General features: G+C 71.1%; 16 protein-coding genes. 14 read left to right on the top strand and 2 right to left on the bottom strand.

Annotated elements, in window-relative coordinates; all coding sequences use genetic code 11:
- Window positions 1-29: 29 nt before the first annotated feature.
- A complete protein-coding gene (locus tag ND747_RS03545; RefSeq protein ID WP_251731750.1) occupies window positions 30-1,442 on the bottom strand; it encodes a bifunctional GNAT family N-acetyltransferase/ATP-binding protein in 1,413 nt (470 codons plus the stop codon).
- Between the two features lie 858 nt (window positions 1,443-2,300).
- On the opposite strand from ND747_RS03545, the gene ND747_RS03550 reads away from it, so the two are divergent.
- Window positions 2,301-2,624: a hypothetical protein gene (locus tag ND747_RS03550; protein WP_251731751.1), complete on the top strand. Its 324-nt coding sequence runs from the start codon at window positions 2,301-2,303 to the stop codon at window positions 2,622-2,624.
- A gap of 66 nt (window positions 2,625-2,690) precedes the next feature.
- On the opposite strand, the gene ND747_RS03555 is transcribed toward ND747_RS03550, so the two are convergent.
- On the bottom strand, window positions 2,691-3,107 hold the full coding sequence (locus tag ND747_RS03555; RefSeq protein WP_251731777.1) for a PaaI family thioesterase: 417 nt from the start codon (window positions 3,105-3,107) through the stop codon (window positions 2,691-2,693).
- Between the two features lie 771 nt (window positions 3,108-3,878).
- Between ND747_RS03555 and ND747_RS29655 the strand changes: the two genes are divergently transcribed.
- From ND747_RS29655 to ND747_RS03620, 13 genes are all read left to right on the top strand, one after another.
- Window positions 3,879-4,820 (top strand): 4'-phosphopantetheinyl transferase superfamily protein, encoded by a 942-nt coding sequence (locus ND747_RS29655; RefSeq protein WP_251731753.1) that lies wholly within the window; start codon window positions 3,879-3,881, stop codon window positions 4,818-4,820.
- Window positions 4,820-6,655, top strand: a complete 1,836-nt coding sequence (locus tag ND747_RS03565) for an AMP-binding protein (protein ID WP_251731755.1) — start codon at window positions 4,820-4,822, stop codon at window positions 6,653-6,655. The genes ND747_RS29655 and ND747_RS03565 overlap by 1 nt, the downstream gene beginning before the upstream one ends.
- An 88-nt stretch (window positions 6,656-6,743) precedes the next feature.
- Window positions 6,744-7,529 carry a ferritin-like domain-containing protein gene (locus ND747_RS03570; protein ID WP_251731757.1) on the top strand — a complete coding sequence of 262 codons (786 nt, stop codon included), beginning with the start codon at window positions 6,744-6,746 and terminating at the stop codon, window positions 7,527-7,529.
- Window positions 7,526-8,152 carry a PaaI family thioesterase gene (locus ND747_RS03575; RefSeq protein ID WP_251731758.1) on the top strand — a complete coding sequence of 209 codons (627 nt, stop codon included), beginning with the start codon at window positions 7,526-7,528 and terminating at the stop codon, window positions 8,150-8,152. Before ND747_RS03570 ends, ND747_RS03575 begins: the two co-directional genes overlap by 4 nt.
- Window positions 8,149-8,409: an acyl carrier protein gene (locus tag ND747_RS03580; protein ID WP_251731760.1), complete on the top strand. Its 261-nt coding sequence runs from the start codon at window positions 8,149-8,151 to the stop codon at window positions 8,407-8,409. Before ND747_RS03575 ends, ND747_RS03580 begins: the two co-directional genes overlap by 4 nt.
- Entirely contained in the window at window positions 8,406-9,320 is a 915-nt protein-coding gene (locus tag ND747_RS03585) for a cyclopropane-fatty-acyl-phospholipid synthase family protein (RefSeq protein ID WP_251731762.1), read from the top strand. The genes ND747_RS03580 and ND747_RS03585 overlap by 4 nt, the downstream gene beginning before the upstream one ends.
- Window positions 9,310-10,305, top strand: coding sequence for an acyl-ACP desaturase (locus tag ND747_RS03590; RefSeq protein ID WP_374216132.1), 996 nt, complete (start codon window positions 9,310-9,312; stop codon window positions 10,303-10,305). The genes ND747_RS03585 and ND747_RS03590 overlap by 11 nt, the downstream gene beginning before the upstream one ends.
- A 172-nt stretch (window positions 10,306-10,477) precedes the next feature.
- The gene (locus ND747_RS29660; RefSeq protein ID WP_251731764.1) at window positions 10,478-11,800 is read left to right on the top strand and encodes a cytochrome P450; all 1,323 of its coding nucleotides are present in this window, start codon (window positions 10,478-10,480) and stop codon (window positions 11,798-11,800) included.
- 157 nt (window positions 11,801-11,957) lie between these two features.
- Window positions 11,958-12,899, top strand: coding sequence for a LysR family transcriptional regulator (locus ND747_RS03600; protein ID WP_251731766.1), 942 nt, complete (start codon window positions 11,958-11,960; stop codon window positions 12,897-12,899).
- A 144-nt stretch (window positions 12,900-13,043) separates the two neighbouring features.
- Complete coding sequence (locus ND747_RS03605; RefSeq protein ID WP_251731768.1) at window positions 13,044-14,759, top strand: AMP-dependent synthetase/ligase; 1,716 nt, start codon at window positions 13,044-13,046, stop codon at window positions 14,757-14,759.
- Window positions 14,760-14,969: 210 nt separating this feature from the next.
- Window positions 14,970-16,205, top strand: a complete 1,236-nt coding sequence (locus tag ND747_RS03610; RefSeq protein ID WP_251731770.1) for an NAD(P)/FAD-dependent oxidoreductase — start codon at window positions 14,970-14,972, stop codon at window positions 16,203-16,205.
- Window positions 16,206-16,268: 63 nt separating this feature from the next.
- A complete protein-coding gene (locus tag ND747_RS03615) occupies window positions 16,269-16,871 on the top strand; it encodes an SGNH/GDSL hydrolase family protein (protein ID WP_251731772.1) in 603 nt (200 codons plus the stop codon).
- 269 nt (window positions 16,872-17,140) lie between these two features.
- A partial coding sequence (locus ND747_RS03620) for a beta-ketoacyl synthase N-terminal-like domain-containing protein (RefSeq protein ID WP_285899929.1) occupies window positions 17,141-20,729 on the top strand: 3,589 nt, incomplete at its 3' end.

Raw genomic sequence — 20,729 nt, forward strand, 5'->3', positions numbered from 1 at the left:
CCGACTCGGGCGACGTCCCGGGCGGGACGTCAGATGCGGGTGAAGGTCTGGGCGTCGCGGCGGAAGCGGTCCAGCTCGGTGAGGCTGATCGTCGGACGGGCGGCACGGGCGGCCTCAAGCAGGTCCTCGGTACGCAGCGGCGTCGTCGCGGCGAACGCGCCACCGTGCGGACCGGCCGCGTCCGAGCCGGGCTTGCCGGCCTCCCCTGACTGGCCGGCCGCACCGGTCTCGTCCCTGCTCCCCACCCCGATCGTCGCCACTCCGACGGTGCTGCGGGCGCCGTCGGCCGCCCGGTGGAAGGCCGCGGCGGCGGAGCGTTGCACGACTGCGGACAGGTCCGCCGGGGTGAACAGGTCGGTCGCGGCGACCACGGCGTCCAGGTCGATCTCGTCCTTGTTGGCGACCCGCTCCAACAGGCCGGCGAGCAGCACCCGCCGTCCGGTCGCGTCCGGCGGGCCGACCGGCAGGACCAGGTCGAACCGGCCGGGCCGGACGAACGCCGGGTCCAGCGCGGACACCGCGTTCGTCGCGCAGATCAGCAGCCGCCCGGCCACCCCGCGAAACGCCGGGATGGCCTTGAGCAGCTCGTTGACGACCGACTGGTTCTCCGGCCGGGTCTCCCGGGACTGCGCGATCTCGTCGACCTCGTCGATGAACACCACGACCCGCTCGACGCCCATCAGATCGTGGATGGCCGAGCGCAGCTCCGAGGCCAGCCCCGCCGCCCCGGACGCCAGCCGCGACGGCAGCAGCTCGACGAACGGCCACTCCAGCCGGGCGGCCACGGCCCGGGCGAACGAGGTCTTGCCCGTCCCGGGCGGTCCGAACAGCAGCATCGCCGTGGGAATGACCACGCCGTACGCCTCGGCGAGCTCGCGCTCGCGTACCGGCAGCAGCAGCCGCTGCTCGATGAGCGCCCGCTCCTCGGTCATCCCGGCCAGGTTCGACCACTCGGACGTGCTCAGCAGCGCCCCGCCCCACCGTTCGACGGTCGACACGTCCGCCGGGCGCAGCGGGATCTCCTTGTCGTAGAGCACCTGCCCGGTGGCGGCGAACCCGCGGTGCAGGAACGCCTCCTCGTCGGTCTGCCCCGGAGTGATCAGGGTGGTGATCCGCCGGCAGCCCGCGTGCAGCAGCTGGTTCTCCACCGACTGCAACAGCCCTGACCCGATCCCGTGGTGCCGCCAGGCCGGTGCGATCGCCACGGTGAGGACGCGACCCTGACCGCCCTCCTTGCGTCCGACGGCGGCGCCCACGATGTGCTCACCGGCGACGGCCACCACCGCCGGGCTCTCCGCGTCCGGCCCCTCGTGACGCAGGGCCAACACCGTGTCGGTCAGGTTGATCGGCGGACCGCCGGGTGTGCTGCGCACCTCCTCGAGCAGGCGGACGGTGGCCGCGTAGTCGACGGTCTCGTAGGGACGAATGTGCCAGATGGGCACGCTGGCTCCTCAGGGTCGGTCACCGACGGATCGTCCCTGCCGACTCTCGTTGCCCAGAGTGACCATTTAGCCGGGACCGTTGGGGCCTTCTCGCGGGACCTTAGGACCGCCACCCATGGACGTTGGCGCTGTGACCGCCCACCGGTGGTCCCCCCACGAGGGTCGCCGCCCTTGCCGCACCGCTGTGACCTGCGGCGCTATGGGCCGGGTACCCGCAGGCGGGAGGGTTGCTGCCTGGCCGTGTGACGATCGTCCCCGGCACCTTCGATGTCGGGCCCGCCCTCGGCCCGTTCAGGCGTCAGGTGGACAGTCCGTAGTCATCCCTGCCTCACCGCTCCTGGCCAGACCCGCGGTTCCGCTGTGCCTGGCCGGCTCCGCGGTTCTGCTGTGCCTGGCCGGCCCACCGTAGCCCGTCCGCCTGCCCTCGCGAGGCCGCCGGCGCTCCTCGCTGTTCGACCGTCCACGACGGTAGAGTCTTCCTGCGGTGGCTCCACCCGGCATCCTTCCTGTATGGAATATTTCCTCCATATAGGTGCGACATCCGCCCTCGATCGATCCCTGATCGATCTTTGTGTGTCGCCGCGGGGTGCGCGGAGATCTCATGCGGAGGGTTATTCGGTCGCATGTGGAGGGTTATTCGGGAAATCCGGGCTGATTCCTTGAATAACCCTCCACATGCCCGTCGAAGGCGGCCGACTCTCGCGGTTGTGGTCGCGGCTCGCGGGGGTGCGCGTGCAGGTGGCAGACGGGTGACCTGGCGAGCTTGCAGCCCGTAGCTCGCGGCTCGCAGTCCGTGTCCTCGGAACGGCGGGTTGGGGAGCGGGTTCGTTCGGGACGCGAAGAATCATCGCGATAATCGTGACACTGGCCGCCGCAATCATGGCTGTGGCGGTTGTTTCATGTGGCACGGCCGGATCTGGTCCGGTGAATCCACGGGTTACGGGCGTGGTCACCGTTGTGGGGCAGGACAGGTTTTGCGTCGGCCGCCCGGCCGCGCAGGGTGACTGTTTCCTGGCCGGGGTGTCGATCCTGCGAGGTCTTCAGATCGGCCGGTGTGTCACCGTCGACTGGCTCGGCCAGAAAGGTGGCGAGACTCTGCGGCAGATTTCCGGGGTAGGGGAGGTGGCGGACGATCCGACCTGTGCGGAGGCGGCCGCCCTCTCCGCCGGCAAGGTCAGATAGCGAGGTGTGGCCGCAGGTGGTCGTCCTGCCGGGATGGTGACCGGAAACAGGATGCCAGGTGGACGGTCACGCCGCGGTGACCAGGCAGGTGCAGGAACCGTGGGCGATGAGTTTTCCGTCCGTGTTCACCACGGAGGCCTCGGCGGTGGCGGTGCGGCGGCCGACGTGGACGGCCTTTGCCTCGCAGGTCACCAGGTCGGCCGTCAGACTCACCGGGCGGACGAAGTTGACCTTGAGTTCGAGGGTCGTGTAATACGTGTCGGCCGGAAGCCTGGTGTAGACGGCGCTGCCCATCGCGGTGTCCATCAGCGTGGCGATGACGCCGCCGTGCACCGTGAGCATGGCGTTCGCCGCGGCGGGGGAGGGGCGGAAGGTCCACACGCTGCGACCGATGTCCAGCGTTACGAGGTCGATGCCGAGCGAGTGGCCGACGCCGACGCCCTCGGCGAGCCCCTGCTCGAGCAGTAGCCGCAGGTCCGCGATGCGCTGGTCGACCCCGGCAGGGCCCTCGGGCGCCGGCGCCGGCGCCGCCGTCGGTGGCGGGGTGACTGTGCCTGGCTGACCTGACCTGGCCGGCGGGGTGGGTGTGGCCGAGCGCAGACCGATCCGGTCGAGGATGCTGCCCTGGTCCGCCGCGCTGGGCTGGCCCGCGGTTCCGTTGTGGTCCACGCTTCGACCTCCTGTTGACGGGGCGCCGGCCGGTGGACGGGACCCGCCGTCCGGGCGACATGTGATCGGCCGATATGCCTGGACGATATCCATCTTCCATGTTCTGCGTCCGGGTTCACGGATTGCGTGATGGCGGGTCGCCGGTGGACGAACACCGGCCGAACGCGCGCCAACTGTGCGGTGCCGCGACACGTAATAGTTGGTGAACGTCAGGAAACCGTGGCCGGAGCATTCCGCGAAATGCGAGGTGTGTCCGTCCGGTGTGGCTCATTGCGGACGACGATGGATCGATAGAAGAGGTAGTGCGTTCGTTGACCGCCCGGTGGCCGATTGTCAGTATTGGTGGCGGCAACCGGAACGCTGATGCCCCTCGACGGAACGTGCTCTGCCGCCATACCGGCCTGCGGACCATACCGGTTCGTGGACCAGGTCGACCTCCGGTCCACCCCGTTGCGTCATGAATGGTTCGCCCAGATTGCACCCGCGCGTGGCCATGCCCACCTGAGCAGATGACGACCGACCAGACGCGAAAGGGGTGGTGTCGTGCCGGGATCCCGAACCGTACCGCCGCCGCGGGCTGTGTCGGTGCCGCAGCTCCATCGCGGCGGCGGCGCGCGGCCGGCACTGGAGTGCCATCTGCTCGCGCTGACGGACCTGGCCGCGCTGACGGACCTGGCTGCCGTGACAGAGCGGGCTGCGCTGACGGAGCGGGTGGCGGTGTCGGAGCGGGTGGTCGAGTGGCCCAGGGCGCTGGTGCGCCGGGCCGGGCGGCTGCTGCTGGCCACCGTCCTCGCCGAGGACCGTGGAACCGCTGAGGCCGGCGTTGCCGCACTCGACGTCGCACCAGGCGGCCGGCCGGTGGCGCGGGGTGAGCAGGCGGCGGGTGCGCGGGCCGGGATCAGCCATGACGGGGGCGTGCTGGTCGTCGGCTTTCATCCGGCGGGCTGCGCGGTGGACGTCGAGGACACGCCGGTGCCGTTGATCACCGAGGTGGCCAGGCGGTTCTGCGGAACCGCGGACTGGCCGTCCCTGCCGGTGGGCGCGGCGGTGCGCGGGGTGTGGACGGCGAAGGAGGCGGTCGCCAAGTACACCGGCCTTGGCCTGCGAGCGGGGCTGCGCACGATCACGTTCGACGGCGACCCGCTCGCAGACTGGACGAGCGCGCGTCACCCGGGAACCCATCGTGCGCCGCTGTGCCGGGTGGTCGCGACCGGTCGGCGTCATCTTGCCTTCGCCGTCGGCCCCAGAACGAACGCCGGGCCTGGATCGGGTGGTGGCTCCGGGACGGTGATCGGTCCGGTCATCGAGGTGCACCGGTGGGTGCCGGTCCTCGGCCCGGGTGCGGACGGGGATGCCGGCTCGCTTCGCCTGGTCCGTGCGGGCCTCGCACCGTCCGGGGAACTGACCGCGCTGGCCCACGCCGTCGCCGGGGCCGCAGCGGTGCCTGGCCCGGGCACCGGCCCACAGCAGACCCGCACGTCGCCCACCAGCCCTGGACCCCTCTGCCCTGGACGGGAGCATTCCTGATGCGTGGCCTGACGCTGCCCGGCGCCCTTGACGAGGCGGCGGCGGCACATCCGGACGCCGCCGTGACCTTTCCCAGCTCAGCAGAACGGGTGCGCCTTGCCGACCTGGCGACCGCCACCATCGACCTGGCCCATGGCCTGATCGCCGATGGTGTGGGCTTCGGTGAGCGGGTCGGGGTGTACAGCCGCAACAACGCCGACTTCCTCGTCGCCGTCATCGGGGCGAGCCGGGCCGGCGCCGTCGCCTGCCCCATGCCGATGCCCACCTCCGCCGCCGATCTGGCCGGCTATGCGAGCCGCCTGCACGCCATCACATCCGCGGCCTCGATTCGCCGGGTGCTGGTCGGCGCCGGTGTGGACGGCATCGTCCGCCGGCTCGGCCCCATCCTGCCCGACCTCGACTTCCTCGGCGTCACCACGCTGACGAAGGCCGGCTCCGCCCGCGCGGGGCTGCCGACGGTGACGCCGGCGGACGTGGCGATCGTCCAGTTCACGTCGGGCAGCACCGCGGTGCCGAAGGGCGTGGTGCTCACACACCGTAACGTCGTGCACGGGACGGCGGCGATCGTCGACGGTATCGAACTCGGTCGACCCGGCGACCACGGGGCGACCTGGCTGCCGCTGTACCATGACATGGGGCTGTTCGGGACGCTCGCCGCGGTGCTGATCGGCACGCCGATGACGGTGTGGTCGCCGTCGACGTTCATCAAGAACCCGGCCGGCTGGCTGCGCGCGTTCGCGGCGATGGGCTGCACGGTGGCGCCGTCGCCGAACTTCGGCTACGACGCGCTGCTCACCGCCGTCGGCCCGGACGAGCTGGCCGACCTGGACCTGCGGCGCTGGCGGATCGCGTTCAACGGCGCCGAGCCGGTCAACCCGGTCACCGTCGATCGGTTCGCGGCACGGTTCGGTCCGGCCGGGTTCGCGCCCGAGACGATGTTCCCGGTCTACGGGATGGCCGAGGCGACTCTCGCCGTCACCTTCCCTCAGCTGGGCCGGCGGCCGACGACGACCTGGGTCGACCGCGAACGCCTCGCCCGGGACGGTCTGGCGCTACCCGCCGGGGCGGGTGCGCCCGGGGCACGTGGCCTGGTCGGACTCGGGCGGCCCGTGCGGGGGATGCGGCTGCGCATCGTCGACGAGCAGGGCCGCGAGCTGCCCGACGGCACCGTCGGCGAGATCGAGATCGCCGGCGACGCCGTCACCGCCGGTTACCTGACCGCCGGTGCCGACCCCCGAACCCTGACCGCCCCCGCCTCCGCCCCTGCCTCCCTCGCGGCCGTCGCCGTCGCCGAGCCGGCCCCGGGCCTGGCCCCGGGACTGTCTCCGGCACCGGGCCTGGGCTCGGCATCCGACCTGGTGGTGGCGTCCGACCTGACGTCGGCGACGGTTCCGGTGCAGCCCACCGCCGGCCGGCCGGCCGCGTCGACGTCGGACGACTGGCTGGCCACCGGGGATCTCGGCTTTCGGGTCGGCGACGAGCTGTACATCAGCGGCCGGCGCAAGGAGATGATCATCATTCGCGGGGTGAACTACTACCCCGAGGACGCCGAGGCGCTCGTGCGCGACGCACCGGGGATCCATCGCCGTCGGTGTGTGGCCGTCGCCGACACCGACGACGCGGGCGTCGAGACACTCACCGTGATCGCCGAGACCACCCTGGAGCAGGCCGCCGACCGGATCGGACTGGCCACCGGGCTGCGCACGGCGATCGGCGCGGCGCTGGGCCTGGCCGAGGTGTCCGTGCGCCTGGTCGCCCCGGACGTGCTGCCACGCACCTCCAGCGGCAAGTTCCGCCGCGTGGAGGCCCGTGACCTGGCCCGATCCCAGCCCTGACCGGCCTGGCGCCCCCGCCAGGCCCGGCGACCCCGATGCGCTCGCTGACCCCGGTGACCCGTCCGGCCCCCGACGGAGGTTGATCCCGATGCACGGCTATGACGTCTTCCGCCATTACGAACGCAAACGCTGGACGATCGAGGATCTCCCCTTCGACGAGATAGACCTCGACCAGGTGCGTCCCGAGTACGTCACGATGGTCAAGAGCTCGGTGATGGGGGAGGCGAACTCGATCGCCGCCCAGCACGGCTTCCTCAACGAGTTCGACGACTACGACTTCTCGGCGTTCGTCGCGGTCTGGGGGTACGAGGAGCTCCAGCACCACTTCGCCTTCCGGACCTGGCTGGACGCCGTCGGCGTGACCATGCCGAGCGCCCCGGTCGAGGCGATGCGTGCCCCGTACGGGCCAGGCACCACCCCATGCGCCACCCTCGCCACGAACATCATCTCCGAGCTCACGGTCAACCACGTCTACCGGTCGGTCGCCGCCTGGGTGCAGGAACCGGTGCTGCGCGGCCTGATGCTGCGCGCGAGCCGGGACGAGGCCGGGCACGCCCGGGAGTTCGTCCACTACGCCCGCCGCCGTCTCCAGACGCACCCGGACGAGCTGTCCTCGGTGCTCGAGACGCTCTACGTGTACACGTCCGAGCAGCGCATCAAGCATCCCGTCGGAGTGTTCAAGAGCGGGCTCGCCGAGGTCGAGGACCACGAGACGATCGACACCGCGTTCGACATGTTCCTCGCCGGCATCGCCACCGAGGGCGAGCTCGACCGGCTGCAGGACAACATCCGCCGCGCCTTCTCGGCGCTGACCGGCCTGGACGTCAGCACCAACGGACGCGTCCGCCGTCGACTCGCCGAGGCCCTGGCATGACCACCGTCGAACCACCGCCCACCACCGCACCCGAGCTGCCGTGGGCGGTGCTGGAGGACTACCGCTGCTTCGGCTGCTCGCCGCACAACCCGCACGGCATCGCGCTGCAGTTCACCGACCATCCCGAGGGGATCGCGACCACGTTCCGGCTCGGGCGCAGCTACGAGTCCTACCCGGGGGTCGTGCACGGCGGGCTGCTCGGCGTCGTCGTCGACGAGACGATGGGCAACCTCATCGTGGTGCGCACCGGGCAGGTCGCGTTCACCGTCAGCATGCGGCTGCGCTACCTCGCCCCGGTCAGTGTCGGCGCCGAGTACATCTGCGTGGCGCGGCTGGGTCAGGGTGCCGATGGCCCGCTGACCAGCGCGTCGGCGGAGATCCTCGACGCCGACGGCGCCACCGTCGTGACCGCCACGGCGACCTACCGCAACGTCTCGTTCGGTACCGCCCGGGACCGCATCGCGCTGAGCGCCCCGGAGGCCACCCGGCTCGGCCAGGCGCTGACCACCACCGCTGCCGACGCCTCGCCCGACCAGTCCGACCAGTCCGACCAGCCTGACCAGCCTGACCAGTCCGACCAGCCTGCCCGGCAGGACCATCCGACCGCGAAGGAGCCGCAGTGAGCATCGACGCCGACGGCATTGTCCGTCAGATCACCGAGATCGTCGCCGCCGAACTCGGCGTGACCGTGGACTCGCTTGTCCCCGACACCGACCTGCGTGGCATCGAGGGTGCCGACTCGGTGCGGCTGCTGCGGGTCGTCGCCAAGGTCGAGCAGACCTGGGACGTCGAGCTCGAGGACGACGAGGTCTTCGGCGTCTCTTCGATCGCGGACCTGGCCAAGGTCGTCACCGCCGCACTGCAGGTGCAGGCCGCGTGACCACCATCGCCGAAACCAGCCCCGCGACCGCCGACTCCGCCACCGCCGACTCCGCCACCGCCGACTCCGCCACCGGGCAGTCGCAGCCCGGGCAGACCAACCAGCACTACGACCTCGACCCGGAGATCTTCGGGCTGTTCCTCGACCCGCTGCGCAAGTACTCCTCCGGGCTCTACCGCACCGAGCCGATCACCCTTGCCGAGGCGCAGGTCGCCAAGCTGCACTTCGTCGCCGACCTGCTGCACCTCACCCCCGGGTCGCGGCTGCTCGACGTCGGCTGTGGCTGGGGCTCGCTGATCCTGTTCATGGCCCGCGAGTACGACGCCAGGGTGACGGGCATCAGTCCGGCCGGGCGCCAGCACGAGTTCATCGCCACCCGGGCCGCCCAGCTCGGCGTGATCGACCGGGTCACCACCACCGTCGGCCGGTTCGAGGACGCGGCACTGCCCGAGCGCTCCTTCGACGCCGTCACCATGCTCGGCTCCATCGTCCACATGCCCGACGTCGACCTCGCCGTGCGCCGAGCCCGGGCGATGCTGCGCCGCGGTGGGCGCTACTACGTCTCCGAGACGTGCTTTCGCAACGCCGCCGCCCGCGACGAGTTCGACCGGCGCGCCGGCACCGAGTTCGTCCGCAACTCCATCTTCGGCTGGGGCGACATGCGCCCGCTGTCGGAGCTGGTCCGCGCGGTCGAGGACGCCGGGTTCTCGGTGGACGGTGTCGAGGACCTCACCGAGGACTACCGCCGCACCATCGAGGACTGGCTGGTCCGGGTGGGGGAGTCCGCGGCCGCGATCGACGAGCTGCGCCCCGGCATGGCGGCAGCGCTCACCCGTTACCTCGAGGTCGCGAACGCCGGCTGGGGTTTCACCACCAAGCACTACGCCCTGGTCTGCCGCAATGGCCGCTGACCTCCGCTCCGTGCCCGCCGGCGCCATCCCTTCGGACGCCACGGCACCTTCGGACGCCACAGCACCTTCGGACGCCACGGCCCGCCCGGGCGATGGGGGCGGCGCCGGGTTGCCGGCGTCGGCACTGGCGATGCCGGTGCGCTCGGTCGGGCTGCCCGCGGACGACCTGGACCGCGCCGTCACCGCGTTCATGGCCGCCTCGCCGGTGAGCCGGCGCTGGGACGTCGAGCGGGACTTCGACTGGGCCGCCGCCGACGCGAACCGGCTCACCGACGGGCAGCGCTCCGCCGTCCGGTTCATCACCTTCATCGAGGATCACCTGCCCGGCTACTTCGCCCTCTACGGCAGCAGGTTCCCCTTGGACGCCGACACCGACGTCGAGACGTTCCTGCTCAACCGGGAGATCTACCACTTCACCGTGCGCTGGGCGCAGGAGGAGGACAGCCACGCCCGGGCCCTGTTCCGCTACCAGGTGGAATCGGGGATCTCCGCGGCCGGACCGCTGCGCCGCGAGCTCGCCGAGGAGGGCCGCAAGCGGTTCAGCCTGCCGCACGAGCATCCCGCCGCGCTGTTCGCCTACACCCTGGTGCAGGAGAAGGCGACCCAGATCTACTACCAGAACCTCAAGGCCGTCGTCGGTGATCCGGTGCTCGCCGAGGTCCTCAACCGGCTCAGCCGGGACGAGGCCCGCCACTTCACCTTCATGGCCGACATGGTCGAGACCTACCTGCACCGCTACGGCGACGCCGTCGTCGAGCCGATCCGCGAGGCGATCGCCCAGTTCCGGATGCCTCTGGCCGACACCCTGCGCGGTTACTGGCGCTGGGCGCTGCGCATCGCCGACACCGCCCACTACGACCACACCGAGGCCTACGAGCACCTGGTCCGGGTGGTCCGCCGCGCGGTCGACGCCCCCTCCGACCGGGTCGACGAGCTGGACCACTTCGTCCGTGCCTGTCGCGCCCTGCCCGCCGACTCCCGCTGACACCCGCTCCCGTCCGCTGGCACCTGTTCCCGTCCGCACCCCGCCCATCCCGGGCTGTCAGCGGAATGGGCAAAAGCCCGAAGGTGACTTTGTGTGACAAGGGTGGGGGCGGGACGGGAATGTGCCGCGCCATGTGGTCAGCCCTAATGACGATGCTGTGAGGAGCTCCGCCGTGGACACCTTCGCTGGTCCAGCCCCCACTATCGCCCCAGCCGCGGCCACCACGGGAGACGGCGTCGGCGCGCAGGCAGGAGGTGTCGACGTAGCCGGGATCACACCGGAACAGGCGGCGGTGAACATCTTCGATCCGGCCTGGCATCACGACACCTTTCCCAACTACCGGGTGCTGCGGGAGGCGGGGCCGTTCGTCCCGGCGCCGCTCGGGGGGATGCGGCTGGTCACCCGCTACCGGGAGATCGACGCGATCCTGCAGGACCCGGCGTGGAGCCACGCCGAGGAACGCGACCTGATGCATCCCGACAGCGACGGGTCGGACCTGCCGACGTCCTTTCTGTGGATGGAGCCGCCGGACCACACCCGCATCCGGCGGCTGGTCAGCAAGGCGTTCAGCGGCCGGCGGATCGAGGCGATGCGGGTCCGGGCCCGGGAGCTGGTCACCGAACTGGTGGACGCGGCAATCGTCGCCGGTGAGGTGGACCTGGTCGAGGCGATCGCCTATCCGTTGCCACTGACGATGGTCGCCGAGCTGATGGGTGTGCCAGCGGCCGATCATGCAATGGTGCGTTCCTGGTCGCACGGGCTGGCTCGGGGGCTGGACCCGGACGTCCTGCTGAGCCCGGCCGAGGTCGACAACCGGCAGCGCTCGGCGCGGGCGATCCGCGCGTACTTCACCGAGCTCACCGCGCGCCGCCGAGCCGAGCCCGCCGACGACCTGGTCAGTGCACTCGCGCTCGCCGAAGCCGAGGGCGACCGGCTGACCGGCGACGAGATGCTCGCGACCCTGGTCGTCCTGCTTGTCGCCGGACACGAGACGACGGTCAGCCTGATCTCGAGCATGTTCGACAACCTGATCCGCCATCCCGACCAGTACGCCGCATTGCAGGCCAATCCGGATCTGGCCGGCCCCGCCGTCGACGAGCTCATGCGCTACAGCACCCCGTCGCACCTGACCACCCGCCGGGCGGTGCGTGACACCGAGGTCTCGGGGGAGCGGTTCACCGAGGGCGACGGTGTGATCATCCTGCTGGCCGGGGCGAACCGGGACGCAACGGTCTACGACGACCCGGACCGACTCGACTTCACCCGCTACGCGGGTGGGGCGCGGGTGCCGCGCCATCTCGGCTTCGGCCGTGGGCATCACTACTGCATCGGTGCGCCGATGGTGCGTCTCGAAGTGGAACTTCTGCTGCGAGAGCTCGCCCGCCGGGCACCGAGCATGATTCCGGTGGTCGACACCCCGCCCTACCGGCCGAACCTGATCGTGCGCGGCATCCAGGAGCTTCGGGTACAGCTGCTCCCGACAGCGGTGTTGTGAATGGGTAGTGAATCAGTAGCGTGCTGTATGGATGTGGTGGGAGACACGCTGCGAAGCAGACGTTCGCCACTGTGGAGACCCGTGGTGGGAAGGTGCGGTTCACCGGGGGTTAGTCGGCACCGTTACGCTGAAGCTCGATGCCCCTGTGGAGGTGGCCATGGAGTTGCGGCATCTGGTGTCCTTTCTGGCGATCGCAGAGGAGCTGCATTTCGGTCGCGCAGCCGCTCGCCTACATCTGTCCCAGCCGTCGCTGAGTCAGCAGCTGCAGCGACTCGAACGTAATCTCGGTGTCGAGCTCGTCGCCCGGACGTCCCACGACGTTCGGCTCACGGCAGCCGGAAGGGCTTTCGAGGCCGAGGCCCGGTCCATTATTTCCCAGATGAACAAGGCCACGCACACCGCTCGCGAGGTCGCCGCTGGGCGTACCGGGGTCGTGCGGGTCGGGTTCAATTTCCCCGGCGGTCAGCACGTCGTTCCGGTGGCCATGGCGAAGATGGCCACGGACTATCCCGATGTCAGTGTGAGCCTGGTCGAGCAGCGCACCGGGCCGCAGCTCGCGGGGCTCGCCTCCGGCGAGCTGGACGTCGCCATCGTGTACGGCCGTCCGTCGTCGCCGGAGTTCGCCTCCCGCCGGTTGTTCCGGGTGCCGCTGGTCGCGGTGGTCGGCAACGCCCACATGTGGGCGGGGCGTGGCGGCATTGCCTTCGGCGAGCTCGCCCGCCAGCAGTGCGTGCTGTTCGCCCGGGAGAAGAGCCCGGCCATGTACGACGCGATTCACGCCGCCGCCGAGGCCAGCGGCATCACCCTGACGGTCGCCCACGAGGTCGACGATCCGAGTGCGACGGCGATCGTCGTGTCGGTGAAACCCCTGGTCGGGTTCGCATCGGTGTCCCGTGGCCTGCACATCGGCTCGGCGGTCGGCGGGCCGCGGCCCACCCCCGTCCAGCTGTACGACCCGGTGCCCACCCTCGACCTCTACGTCGTCTGGCGGGCGGCGAACGACGCGCCGCTGGTCGACCTTTTCCTCGAGTACGTCGAGGCGTCACGGCCATTCCAGATTCCAACCTACCGGGCCCCCGAGGTCCGGGCGCGGCGATAGGAAGAAACGACCGCTCGTATCAATCGAATAAATCGCCTTGCTGGCTCATCGGTGTAATTCCACACTTGCTGGTGGAATCCTGGCCGTGTTTCACCCTGAAATGCGGTGCTACGGCTTCCGTGCTATGCAGGAAGGTGAGGGAACGTGCCGAAATCCAGCACGGACGGTGCTGTCATCCTGCCCGATGACCAGGGAATCTGGTCCGCGGTCGAACAGGGCGCCCGGACGTATCCCGAGCGGACGGTGTTCGTCCGGGCGGACGTCCCCGCCGGCGAGCCGGGGGAAATCACCGGTCGTCAGCTTGTCCACCAGGCCCGCACCGTCGCCGCGCACCTGCTCATCGCGGGCGTCGAACCGGGCGACCGGGTCGCGATCATGGGGCGGACGAGCTATCCGTGGGCGCTGCTGAGCCTGGCCGCGCTCGGCCTCGGCGCGGTGATCGTCCCGGTCTATCCGACGGCGTCCGCGGCGCAGGTTCGCCACATCCTCGCCGACTCGGGCGCGAACTGGGCGTTCGCCGAGTCCGAGGAACAGGTCGATCTGGTCACCGAGGCCGCCGGCTCCGGACTGCGGCACCCGGTGTGGCCCCTGCCCGAGGTGGACGGCTGGGTGGCAGCCGACCCCGCCGAGCCGGCCGGGGACGACCGGTTCGGCGACGAGTTCGCCCAGCGTGGCGGCAAGGTCCGTGCGGACGACCTGGCAATGATCATCTACACGTCGGGTACGACCGGCCTGCCCAAGGGCTGCATGCTCACCCACCGCAACATCTGGGCCTCCTCGGCCGGCACCGTCGAGCAGACCGGCGACCTGTTCCGGGTGGATGCCGACGGCGCCCAGGCCACCACCGCGCTCGGCCTGCCGCTGGCGCACGTGTTCGGCCAGACGGTCCTGTTCGCCTGCCTGTACGCCGGCACCCGCACGGTGCTGCTGCCGGGCATCCCCGAGCTCGTCGGCGCGCTGGCGCAGCTGCGTCCGACGATGCTGTGCCTGGTCCCGTACGCGCTGGAGAAGATTCGCAAGCGGGTGCGCGACCTGGCCCACGACGAGGTCGCCGGCGCGCTCGGTGGCCGGCTCACCCATGTCATCTCCGGCGGCGCGTCCCTGGACGACACCACCGCGGCGTTCTACGCCAGCGCCGGAGTCACCGTCCTGAACTGCTACGGGCTCACCGAGGCCGCGACGGCGGTCACGGTGAACGCGCCGGGGACGAACCGCCGCTCGACCGTCGGACGTCCGATCCCCGGGGTCACCGTCGCCATCGCCGACGACGGTGAGGTGCTGGTGGCCGGGCCGAACGTCTCACCCGGGTACTGGTCGGGTCAGCAGCGCGCCGTCGGCCGGGACGCCACCGGGCCGGCCGAGGAGCGCTTTCTGCACACCGGCGACATCGGCCGTCTCGACGATGACGGCTATCTGGTCATCACCGGGCGCCGCAAGGAGATCCTGGTGACGGCCAGCGGCAAGAACGTCGCGCCGACGCCGTTGGAGGACCGGGTCCGCCTGCACCCGCTGGTGAGCAACTGCATCGTCCTCGGGGAGGGGCGGTCGTTCGTCTCGGCGCTGATCACCCTGGACCCCGTCCCGTTCGCCGCCTGGGCGCAGGCCAACGGCGTGCCCGTCGACTCCGAGGCACCGGGGCAGCCGGTGGCACATCTCGAGCATCCGCGGCTGCTCGCCGAGCTCCAGGTCGCCGTCGACGATGCCAACAGCCTGGTGTCACGGGCCGAGTCGATCCGCCAGTTCCGGGTGGTCGAGCCCGACTTCGCCGTCGCCGCCGGGCAGCTCACCCCGTCGTTGAAGCTGCGCCGCGCGACCATCGAACGGGATTTCACCGCGGCGATCGAAACTATTTACCAGTGATGTCGACCACTCGATTGCGCGGTCTTATCGGCCGATGAGATGTCCACCGGCCAGGTGGATTTATCTCCGTCCGATCAGCACGATGACAACCGAGGCCGAGAAGAACGTCTCTCCACCCGCGCCGGATCCGTGACCGAGCAGGATCCGTGCGCACCCGAGGGGAACACCGTACAGCCGGCCGCCGCCGGACGACGACGGGAGGAACCGCAGATGTACGACGTTATCGTGGTGGGCGCACGCTGCGCCGGATCGCCGCTGGCGATGCTGCTCGCGCGGCAGGGCCACAAGGTTCTCGTGGTCGACCGTGCCACTTTCCCCAGTGACACCGTCTCCACCCACTACATTCACCAGGCGGGCCTTTCGCGGCTCAAGTCCTGGGGAATTCTGGACCGACTCGTCGCCACCGGTGTGCCGCCGATGCGGCACCTTACCTTCTCCTACACCGATATCTTTCTCCAGGGTTTCGCCGACCCGATCGACGGGATCACCGAGGTCTACTCGCCGCGGCGGACCGTCCTCGACGAGATTCTCGTCGACGAGGCCCGCAAGGCCGGCGCCGAGGTGCTCGAGGGTTTCACCGTCACCGAGGTCGTCTTCGACGACGGACGGGCCGCCGGTGTGCGCGGCCGGGTGGGCGACGGTCCCGAGCAGGTTTTCCGCGCCCCGTTCGTGGTGGGCGCCGACGGCCGCAACTCCACCGTGGCGAACCTGGTCGGAGCCGAGATCTACCGGTCCGTGCCGGCTGCCTGCTTCGTGTACTACTCCTACTTCAGCGGCCTGGACTGGCCCTTCCACCACCGCACCGGTTTCGGCGAGCAGCAGTTCGGCGCCTGGCCCACGCACGACGGCAACATGCTGCTGGCCGTCATGCGCCGCCGCGAGCGGATGCGGGAGTTCCGCGCCGACATCGACGGCAGCTTCCAGGAGATCTTCGACCAGATCGTGCCGGAGCTCGGCGAGGACCTGCGGGCCCGTGGAAAGCGTGAGGAGAACTTCCGGGCGATGTCCTACCCGGACAACTTCTACCGCCGTTCCGCCGGGCCCGGCTGGGCCCTGGTCGGCGACGCCGGCTACCACAAGGACCCCTTCACCGGCTGGGGCATCACCGACGCCCTGAAGTACACCGAGGTACTCGCCGAGAAGCTGCACGAGGGCCTTTCCGGTGCCCGCCCGGTCGACGAGGCGGTTGCGGAGTACGTGAAGATCCGGGATGCCGAGAGCAACGGCACGTTCGAGCTCACCTGCAGCATCGCGGAACTGAGCCTGACCCCCTACTACGACTCGGTCTTCCGGGCCACCAGCCTGAGCCCGGAATACACCACGAAGTTCTTCGGTCTCATCGCCGGTGGTATTCCCGGCGAGGAGTTCTTCGCCCCGTCCAACCTCGAGAAGCTCTACGAGGAGGTCGACTTCCCGGTCGACCGTCGGATCACCACCCGGTCCTGAACAGCACGTCAACGGCACGTCAACAGCGCGTCGCTTCGCGGCCTTCGAAAGGGGAGACGAACAATGCCCGCAGCACGGTTCACCGCTCTTGGTGACAGCTTCGTCGAGGGCCGCGGCGACGTCGCCACCGACGGTTCCTACATCGGCTGGGCCCGCCGGTTCGCCCGGCGGATGGGCGTCTCCCCCCGGGAGACCCGCAACCTCGGTGCCTACCAGGCGACCACCCAGGTCGTCGTCGACACCCAGCTGCACCAGGCGCTGGCCCGCAAGTCGCCGCTGATCGGCGTCATCGTCGGCGTCAACGACCTGGTCCAGGACTACGCGCCGGACCGGTTCACCGCGAACCTGCGGACCATCTTCGAGTCGCTGTCGGGCCTGGACACCACCGTGTTCACCGCCAGTTACCCCGACATCCCGGCGAACCTGCCGCTGCCGGAGGAGTTCCGCGGCCTGCTGCGCGAGCGGTTCGCCTACGCCAACGAGGTGCTGCGCGAGGTGTGTGCGGCGACCCACACGCTGCACCTGGACATCGCCGCCGACGCCGACTGGTCCGGTCGGGCGCTGTGGAGTGCCGACGGTCTGCACCCGAACACCGGCGGCCACAGCCGGTTCGCCGACGACATGGCGGACCTCGTCGAGCGCGCCTCCTGGCTCACCGCCGCCTGACGGCCTCCCCTCCCCCCCCGGGCCCCTGGCCTCCACGGCCTGACGGCACCGGTCTGATTCCCGCCTGCCTGTTTTCGCCTGCCTGTTCCCGCCTGCCTTCTGCCTGACGGCCGCCCCCACGGCCTGTCCGCGATCTTCGCGCCCCTCCGCCCGGCCACCCCCGTTGCCGGCCCTGAGAAGGGACCTTCGTGACCAAGCCCGCGCGCCCTACCGCGCCTGTCGATCTGGACTCCCGGCGGCTCGCCCGTAACCCGATCGCGATCGTGGGTATGTCGGGCCTGTTCCCGATGGCCCGTAACCACCGCGAGTACTGGCAGAACGTCGTCGACGGCGCCGACTGCACCAGCGAGGTCCCCGCCTCCCGCTGGGACCTCGACGACTACTACGACGCCGACCCCGCCGCCCCGGACCGCACCTACTCGCGCCGCGGCGCGTTCATCCCGGACGTCGAGTTCAGCCCGCTGGAGTTCGGCCTGCCGCCGAACCAGCTCGAGGTCACCAGCACCATGCAGACGCTGAGCCTCGGTGTCGCCCGGGACCTGCTGCGCGACGCCGGCGCCCGGGACACCGCCGGCCGCGACGCCGACTGGTACGACTCCGGACGCACCGGCGTGGTGCTCGGCACCACCGGTCCCGTCCCGCTGATGCACCCGCTGGCCGCCCGGCTGTCCACCCCGGTGCTGCGCGAGGCCGCCCGCAGCACCGGGCTGACCGACGCCGACGCCGACGAGATCGTCCGCCGCTACACCGCCGCGTACGCGCCGTGGGAGGAGAACTCCTTCCCCGGTCTGCTCGCGAACGTCGTCGCCGGCCGGGTCGCGAACCGCCTGGACCTCGGCGGCCTGAACACCACGGTGGACGCGGCGTGCGCCGCCTCGCTGTCCGCGGTGCGCCTGGCGATCGCCGAACTCCTCGATGGCCGGGCCGACACGATGATCACCGGTGGCGTCGACACCGAGAACACGATCTTCATCTACATGTGCTTCTCCAAGGTGCAGGCCCTGTCGAAGTCCGGCACGATCAGCCCGTTCTCCGACGACGCGGACGGCACGCTGCTCGGCGAGGGCATCGGCATGCTGGCGCTGCGCCGCCTCGCCGACGCCGAACGCGACGGCAACCGGATCTACGCCGTCATCCGCGGCCTCGGTTCCTCGTCCGACGGTCGGCACAAGAGCATCTACGCGCCGCGGGCCGAGGGCCAGCGGGTCGCCCTCGACCGCGCCTACACCGACGCCGAGTGCAGCCCGGACTCCGTGGAACTGTTCGAGGCGCACGCCACCGGCACCGCCGTCGGCGACCGCACCGAGCTCACCGCGCTGGGCGACCTGCTGCGTGACGCGAGCAAGGAGACGCAGTTCGCCGCGCTCGGCAGCGTCAAGTCGCAGATCGGCCACACCAAGGGCGCCGCCGGCACCGCCAGCCTGATGAAGCTCGCCCTCGGCCTTTACCACAAGGTGCTGCCGCCGACGATCAACGTCGACCGGCCGAACAGCGCCGTCGACTTCGGCGACGCCCCCTTCTACATCAACATCGCCAACCGGCCGTGGATCCGCGACCCGCACCGCCCGGTGCGCCGCGCCGCCGCCTCGGCGATGGGTTTCGGCGGCACGAACTTCCACGTCGTGCTCGAGGAGTACACCGGCGACCGCACCGACCTGCGCGTGCTGCACCGCACCGCGACCGCCCACCTGTGGCACGCCCCCGACACCGCCGCCCTGCTCGAGCTGCTGCGCGCCGAGGCACCCGGCACCGCCGCGGACGCCGGCGAGCCGATCCCGGCCACCCACGCCCGGCTCGGCTTCGCCGCCCGCGATGACGAGAGCGCCGCGGACCTGCGTGAACTCGCGATCGCCCAGCTCGAACGCGCCCCCGAAGCCACTGAATGGTCGCACCCACGCGGCGTTCACTTCCGGGCCGCGGCGCAGCAGAACCTCGCCGTGGCGGCGCTGTTCGCCGGCCAGGGCAGCCAGTACCTGGACATGGGGCTCGAGGCCGCGGTGAACGTGCCGCCGGTCGGTACCGCCTTCGACGAGGCGAACGCCGCCTTCGACGGGGCCGCCCGACGCCTGGGGGCCGTCGTGTTCCCCCCGCCGGTGTTCGACGCCGCCGAGCGCCAGCGCCAGGAGGTGGAGCTGCGGGCCACCGAGCACGCCCAGCCGGCGATCGGTGCACTGTCCGTCGGGCAGCTGCGCTACCTGCGGGAACTCGGCCTGGACCCGGTCGGCTACCTCGGTCACAGCTTCGGCGAGCTCACCGCGCTGCACGCCGCCGGTGCCGTCGACGCCGAGGGCTATTTCCGTCTCGCCCGCGAACGCGGCCGGGCCATGGCCCCGCCCACCCCGGATGCCACCGGCGCCGAGGACGCCGAGGCCGTCGAGACGGGCAGCATGGCGGCGGTGCCGGCCGGGCGGGAGCGGGTCACCGCGCTGCTCGCCGAGCATCCCGATGTCGTCATCTGCAACCACAACGCCCCCGAGCAGGTCGTCGTCGGCGGACCGAGCGACGCGGTGGCGGCGTTCGTCCGCCGCTGCGCCGAGGACGGCCTGGATGTCCGTCCGCTGCCGGTGTCGGCCGCCTTCCACACCCGCTACGTCGCGCACGCCGTCGACCGGTTCGCCGCCGCGCTCGCGGCGACTCCCGTCACCGAGCCGAAGGCCCCCGTCTACCCGAACACCGACGGTGCCAGCTACGGGCCGGACCCGGCCGCGAACGCCGCGGTGCTCGCCCGTCAGCTGCTCGAGCCGGTCGAGTTCGTCGGCGCCGTGCGGGCCGCGCACGCCGCCGGGGCCACCGTGTTCGTCGAGTTCGGACCCAAGCAGGTGCTCACCCGGCTGGTCCGCCAGATCCTGCCCGACGCGGACGTCGTCGCCATCCCCACCGATGCCGGCCCGCTCGGCGACAGCGACGTCGCACTCAAGGCGGCCGCCGTCCAGCTCGCCGTCCTCGGCGCCCCGCTGACCGGGCTCAACCGCTACCAGGCGGACGTCCCCGAGGTTGCGGTGTCGAAGGGTCCGACGATCACCCTGTCCGCCCCCGAGTACACCCCGCCGGCCCGCCGCGACGCCTACGCGACGGCGCTGGCCAGCGAATACACCATCATCGGCGCTGCCGTCCAGACGGCCCCCACCCCCGTTCTGGCCACGGTCGGTGCCGCCGCCCTCACCACGAACGGCGCTGTCCCGAACGGCGCGACGCCGAACGGCGCTGTTCCGAATGGGACCGTCCCGAACGGTGCGACGCCGAACGGTGCGACGCCGAACGGTTTTGCCGCGAACGGATCAGCCGCCCACGGCGCGACGCCGAACGGCCACGAGACAGCCGGCAGGACCCCGAACGGCCTGGTGGCAGGCGGCGGGTCCGCCCACGGCGCCTCGGTCGACCATGCAGCACGCAACGGAGGCTCGGTGAACGGCGCAGGTCAGTTCCAGACCGGTTCCCCGGTCCCCGCCGGTGCGACCGTGACCGTCCCGACCGGCGCCAGCGCCGAACCGGCCGGATCGGCCGGCCCGGCGGACGTGCTGGCGCAGCAGGTGAGTCTGCACTCGGTGTACCTGTCCGGGCAGCTCGACGTCGCCAGCCGACTCGTCGACGCCCTGCACGACTATCAGCGCACCGGCCGCGACGACCCGCGGTTCACCGACGCGATCACCTCGGTCGCCCACCAGAGTGTCGCGATCGGCCAGGCCCACGCCCAGGCCAACGACGTGCTCGCGCACCTGGCCGAGCTGGAGCTGGCCGCGGGCGGCCTGAGCGTGGGGGAGCGCGGTGGCAGCCTGCCCTTCCATCTCCCGGCCGCTCTACCACCGACTATTCATCCGCCGTTGTTGTGTCGCCCGATCAGGCTGACACCAACGAAAC

This window comes from Frankia sp. R82 (assembly GCF_023716925.1).
In the GTDB taxonomy this organism is placed as follows: domain Bacteria; phylum Actinomycetota; class Actinomycetes; order Frankiales; family Frankiaceae; genus Frankia.